General features: G+C 67.8%; 6 protein-coding genes and 1 pseudogene. All 7 read left to right on the top strand.

The genetic code is table 11. From position 1 onward, the window contains the following. Window positions 1-21 precede the first annotated feature (21 nt). A complete protein-coding gene (locus M7H19_RS08545; RefSeq protein ID WP_106177558.1) occupies window positions 22-513 on the top strand; it encodes a CarD family transcriptional regulator in 492 nt (163 codons plus the stop codon). Window positions 514-528: 15 nt separating this feature from the next. Beyond that, complete coding sequence (locus tag M7H19_RS08540; RefSeq protein WP_363321346.1) at window positions 529-1,176, top strand: 2-C-methyl-D-erythritol 4-phosphate cytidylyltransferase; 648 nt, start codon at window positions 529-531, stop codon at window positions 1,174-1,176. Then, window positions 1,173-1,646, top strand: coding sequence for a 2-C-methyl-D-erythritol 2,4-cyclodiphosphate synthase (gene ispF, locus M7H19_RS08535; RefSeq protein ID WP_298179274.1), 474 nt, complete (start codon window positions 1,173-1,175; stop codon window positions 1,644-1,646). Before M7H19_RS08540 ends, ispF begins: the two co-directional genes overlap by 4 nt. 2 nt (window positions 1,647-1,648) lie before the next feature. Next, a complete protein-coding gene (locus M7H19_RS08530; RefSeq protein WP_298179271.1) occupies window positions 1,649-2,335 on the top strand; it encodes an HAD-IA family hydrolase in 687 nt (228 codons plus the stop codon). 17 nt (window positions 2,336-2,352) lie between these two features. Next, window positions 2,353-3,732 (top strand): cysteine--tRNA ligase, encoded by a 1,380-nt coding sequence (cysS, locus tag M7H19_RS08525; RefSeq protein WP_298179268.1) that lies wholly within the window; start codon window positions 2,353-2,355, stop codon window positions 3,730-3,732. A gap of 3 nt (window positions 3,733-3,735) precedes the next feature. Further along, a complete protein-coding gene (gene rlmB / locus M7H19_RS08520; protein WP_298179265.1) occupies window positions 3,736-4,704 on the top strand; it encodes a 23S rRNA (guanosine(2251)-2'-O)-methyltransferase RlmB in 969 nt (322 codons plus the stop codon). A 466-nt stretch (window positions 4,705-5,170) separates the two neighbouring features. Continuing rightward, window positions 5,171-5,875: pseudogene (locus M7H19_RS08515) on the top strand (MBOAT family protein); the annotation flags it as partial.

Raw genomic sequence — 5,875 nt, 5'->3', positions numbered from 1 at the left:
AGCGAAAGGGGCAGAGGACACATGGTTTTCAAGGTCGGAGAGACCGTCGTCTACCCGCACCACGGTGCCGCACTCATCGAAGCGATCGAAACACGCGTGATCAAAGGCGAGGAGAAGCAGTACCTCGTCCTGAAGGTCGCGCAAGGTGATCTCACGGTTCGCGTCCCCGCAGACAACGCCGAGATCGTCGGTGTGCGCGACGTAGTGGGCCAGGACGGCCTGAACCGGGTCTTCGACGTGTTGCGAGCGCCACACACCGACGAGCCGACCAACTGGTCTCGCCGGTACAAGGCCAACCTGGAGAAGCTCGCCTCCGGCGATGTCAACAAGGTGGCCGAAGTGGTGCGCGACCTGTGGCGGCGGGAGAAAGACCGTGGCCTTTCCGCTGGTGAGAAGCGGATGCTGGCCAAGGCGCGGCAGATTCTAGTCAGCGAGCTCGCGCTCGCCGAGGGCACCGACGAAGGCAAGGCCGAGGTCTTGCTCGATGAGGTGCTGGAAACCGCGGTGGTCTAGTCGCTGCCGAACGTCATAGCACTGGTCCCTCTCGGGATCGAGGACGTACCCGAAACAGCCGGCGCGTTCGCCCGCGTACGCGGCGCGACTTTGTTGGCACATACCGTACGCGGACTCACCCGCTCAGGTTGTGTCGACCGAGTGGTCGTGGCCGGTCCACATGAGACTCACGTCGCTTGTGCCGCCGCGCTCGACGCGGTCGATGACCACCGCGTCGACCTCGTTCCCGGTGGTCGGGACCACCAAGAATCGACCCGTCGCGCGGTGCACGCCGCTACCGAGTCGGGTGACATCGTGTTGGTGCACGATCCGACCCGAGCGTTCACCCCGCCGGAAACCGTTCGTGCCGTCGTGGAGGCCGTGCGCGACGGTGCCGTGGCAGCCGTGCCGGTGGAGCCTGTCACCGACACGGTGAAAGTGGTGGACACCACCGGCGATGTGCGGTGCACCAGTGACCGCGACCTGCTGCGCAGGGCTCAGTCGCCACGTGGGTTCACGGCCGATTTCCTTCGACACGCGGACATCGCGGACGCGTTGGCCCTCGTGAACCTGGACGTGCGCACGGTTCCAGGGCACCCGCACGGGATGCGCGTGAGTACCGCGTTCGAACGTACCGTCGCCGAGGCCGTGTTCTCGGATCTGGTGGGAGAAGAGCAGACATGAGGATCGGCCAGGGGGTCGACGTTCATCCGATCGAACCGGGGCGGGAGTGTTGGCTCGCGGGCTTGCATTGGCCGGACGCCGACGGTTGCGCGGGTCATTCGGACGGTGACGTGGCCTCCCACGCGCTGTGCGACGCGCTGCTGTCCGCCGCGGGCCTCGGAGACCTCGGTGCGGTGTTCGGTACAGGACAGAACCAGTGGGCGGGCGCGCACGGCGTGGAGCTGCTCACCGAGGTCCGCGCCAAGGTCGCCGAAGCCGGGTACCGGGTGGGCAACGCCGTCGTCCAGGTGATCGGTAACCGGCCGAAGATCGGCCGCCGACGTGAGGAAGCACAGCGAGTGCTCGGCGAAGCCGTCGGCGCGCCCGTGTCCGTGTCGGCCACTACCACCGATGGTCTGGGCCTTACAGGACGGGGCGAGGGCATCGCGGCCATCGCCACGGCTTTATTGGTGCCTCTCGAGGAGGGGTAGAGGTGGCGATCGAGGCGGTGTTGTTCGACTTCTCGGGCACGCTGTTCCGGCTGGAACGCGACCCGAGCTGGTTGGTCGACATCACAGACCATCGGGGCGATCCCCTCGACGTCGAGGCGCAGACCGAGTTGCTGCGTCGCATGACCGCGCCGGTCACGTTGACGGTGGAACTCGACGACGAACACCTGGACGCCTGGCACCGGCGAGACCTCGATCCGGTCCTACACCGCAAGGTGTACCTGGAAGTGCTGCGGCAGTCCGGCATTCCGCGCGTGGAGCAGGCCAAAGCGTTGTACGGGAAGCTGATCGACCCGTCGGCGTGGACGCCGTACCCCGACACCGCCGAGGCGTTGCGCCGGGTGTCCGAGGCCGGACTCACCGTGGGAGTGCTCAGCAACATCGCGTTCGACATCCGTCCCGCGTTCGCCGAACGTGGCCTCGACGCCTACGTCGACGAGTTCGTCCTCTCCTATGAGGTCGGGGCGATCAAACCCGAGCCTGCCGCGTTCCGCATCGCGCTCGACCGGCTCGGGACGGCGCCCGAGCACACGCTGATGGTCGGCGACAGCGACGAGGCCGACGGCGGCGCTCGCCGGGTGGGGTGCGCGTTCGCGCAAGTCGACCCGCTGCCGACGACAGAACGCACGGACGGGCTGCTGAACGCCCTGCGCGAGCATTCCGTGCTCTGACCCGTACCATTTGCGACGTGGCCCTTCAACTGTTCGACACCGCGACCAGGCAAGTGCGCGAGTTCCGCCCCGCGCGCAGTGGAACGGCGTCCATGTACGTCTGTGGGGCCACGGTGCAGGGGATCCCACACATCGGGCACGTACGTGGCGCACTCAACTACGACGTGCTGCGCCGCTGGCTGGTCCATTCCGGACTCGACGTGCTCATGGTGCGCAACGTCACAGACATCGACGACAAGATCCTCACCAAGGCCGCCGAGGCCGGAAGGCCCTGGTGGGAGTGGGCGGCGACGCACGAGCGCGCGTTCGAGGACGCCTATGCTGCGTTGGGCTGCCTGCCACCGTCGGTGACCCCACGCGCTACCGGGCACATCACCCAGATGATCGAGCTGATCCAGCGGTTGATCGACTCCGGCCACGCCTACGCCGCCGAGGGCAACGTCTACTTCTCCGTGGCCACGTTCGACAGCTACGGCATTCTGTCGGGACAGCGCCTGGAAGAGGTGCAACAGGGCGAAACCCAGGCCGAAGGTAAACGCGATCCCCGTGATTTCACGCTGTGGAAGGCCAGTAAGCCGGGAGAGCCCTCGTGGCCGACGCCGTGGGGCCCCGGCAGGCCCGGATGGCACCTGGAATGCTCGGCCATGGCCACCACATACCTCGGCTCGGAGTTCGACATCCACGGCGGTGGCGTGGACCTGGTGTTCCCCCACCACGAGAACGAACGCGCGCAGTCGATAGCCGCGGGTGACGGTTTCGCGCGGTACTGGCTGCACAACGCCTGGGTGACCTTGTCCGGCGAGAAGATGTCGAAGTCGCTCGGCAACGTGGTGGCGATCCCCGAGATGCTGCGCCGCTACCGCGCCGTGGAGCTGCGGGCGTACCTCATCCAGCCGCACTACCGCTCCACCATCGAGTATTCGGATGCCGCGCTGTCGGAGTCGGCTCAGGGTTATCGCCGGATCGAACAGTTCTTGAAGCGCGTGCGGGGCAACACGGGAGAGGTCCGGGTGGGCCGCGTTCCGGCCGAGTTCGCCGCCGCCCTCGACGACGACCTCGGCACACCACAGGCGTTCGCGGTGTTGCACAACACCGTGCGCGACGGCAACGCCGCCCTTGACTCGTCCGACGGCGACACGGCACGGGAACACGCCGAGACCGTGCGCGCGATGGTGGACGTGCTGGGCATCGACCCGCTGTCTGAACAGTGGGCCGAGCAGGCGGGGATCGAGACCGACGCGCTCGCACGGTTGGTCGACGCTCTGCTCGCCGAGCGACAGCAGGCCCGCGCGAACCGCGACTTCGCCACGGCCGACGCCATTCGCGACCGGCTGGCCGAAGCCGGCATCGCCGTGGAAGACACCCCCAATGGTCCTCTATGGACAGTGAGAGACTGACTTATGGCTGGCAATTCCCGGCGCCGCGGAGCGGTGCGTAAACAGGGCACGAAAAAGGGTTCGGTCATCGGTTCCGGCGGACAGCGCCGCAAGGGACTCGAAGGCAAGGGCCCGACGCCGAAGGCGGAGAACCGGCCAGGACATCCAGCGCAACGCAGGGCCGCCGCGGCCGCGGCCCGAGCCGAGCAGAAGCGTGCCGCCGTGAAGAAGGCGGAGGAAGCGCCGGAGATCATCGCGGGCCGTAATCCGGTGGTGGAGGCGTTGCGCGCCGGGGTACCGGCCACGGCCCTGTACGTGGCGTTGAACATCGACGCCGACGACCGCGTGACCGAGGCCGTCCGCATGGCCGCGGACAAAGGCATCTCGATCCTGGAGGTGCCGCGGACCGAACTCGACCGCAAGACGAACGGCGCGGTGCACCAGGGACTCGGCCTGCAGGTGCCGCCGTTCTCGTATGCCTCGCCCGCCGAGCTGCTGAAGGCCGCGCGGGAGTCCGGTGATCCGCCGCTGCTCGTGGCGCTGGACGGGGTCACCGACCCCCGTAACCTCGGAGCCATGATCCGCTCGGCGGCCGCGTTCGGCGCGCACGGCGTGCTGCTGCCGAGCAGGCGCAGCGCCGGCATGACCGCGGTGGCGTGGCGCACGAGCGCGGGCGCGGCGGCGCGACTCCCGGTGGGGATGGCCACCAACCTCACCCGCCAGCTCAAGGCGTGGGCCGCCGAAGGGCTGCTGATCGCGGGGCTCGACGCGGACGGGTCCATGGACATCGACACCATGAACATCGACGTCGACCCCCTGGTCGTGGTGGTGGGTTCTGAGGGCCGGGGCCTGTCGCGGCTCGTGCGCGAGACGTGCGATTTCACCGTCTCCATCCCGATGGCGGCGGGGGTCGAGTCGCTGAACGCCTCGGTCGCGGGTGCGGTGTTGCTGGCCGAGATCGCCCGCCGTCGCCGCGCGGCCGGGCGCGTGTGAACCCGGTGGATCCGGCGAAGACCATCGGAAACCCCGCTGTTTCCCGACGTCTCGTCACCGGTCATTCGTACCGCTCCCCCGCTCGACGTGCTCTGCACCCGGGCGGGGACCCGACCCCACGATCGAGGGACGGGGGCCACGAGCGATTCGTCGACGACGGTGACGTCATCACATCGGCGGGTGCGTCGGCGGGCATCGACATGGCGTCGGTGGCGCGCTTGGTGAGTCGGGAACGGGCGCTCGAGGTAAGGCAGCACATCCAGTACGAACCCCGGTCTCCGCTGTGAGCCCTGCCGGAACTGCGGACACGACTACGCAACCTGCGGACACGGCTACGCAACCTGCGGACACGGCTACGCAACCTGCGGACACGGCTGTGCAAACCTGCGGACGTTGATATGTCCCCTCATCGGGGGACGGCCTTCCGTTAAAGTCACTGTGCGCATGTGTGACCGGGGGGCCTTGGATGTCGTTCGTCTCGCCACTGTTCCTGTGGTATTTCATGCCCGCGATCCTCATCGCGGTGGTGGTACTGCCCCGGGGCTGGCGCAACGGCATCGTCGCCATCGGCAGCCTGATCTTCTACGCCACCGGTGCCGGCGCGTTCACCCTGTTGCTGCTGACCTGCATGGTGGTCAACTACCTCGCCGGGCCCGTGCTGGAGCCGGACCCGTGGAACATGCGTCCGCAGCGGCAACGACGATGGCTGCTGATCGGCGTGGTCGCGTTCGACCTGTCGATCCTGCTGGTGTGGAAGTACGCGGGCTTCGCCACCGAACAGATCGCCTGGTTCGCGCAACTCTTCGGCGGTGACTTCCCCATCGCCGAACTGGCGCTGCCGATCGGGATCTCCTTCTTCACGTTCCACCACATCTCGTACGTGGTGGACATCTACCGGGGTGAACGTCCCGCGCTGCGCAACCCGGTGTCGTTCGGCACCTACATCTCGATGTTCCCGCAGTTGGCGGCGGGGCCCATCGTGCGGTATCACGAGATCGCCGACCAGCTGCCGCAACGCCGCTCCCACCGCCTGGACGACATCGCGGCGGGCTTTCCCAGGTTCGCGTTGGGGCTGTGCAAGAAGGCGGTGATCGCCGACTCGCTCTCGCCGATGGTGGACGCCTGCTTCTCCACCCCGGCCGAGGACATGACGTTCGCGATCGCGTGGCTC

The sequence above is a fragment of the Saccharomonospora sp. genome (assembly GCF_027317685.1).
GTDB lineage: Bacteria > Actinomycetota > Actinomycetes > Mycobacteriales > Pseudonocardiaceae > Saccharomonospora.
The sequence above is the reverse complement of the archived record's forward strand: the minus strand, read 5'-3'. Positions and strand labels throughout refer to the sequence as shown.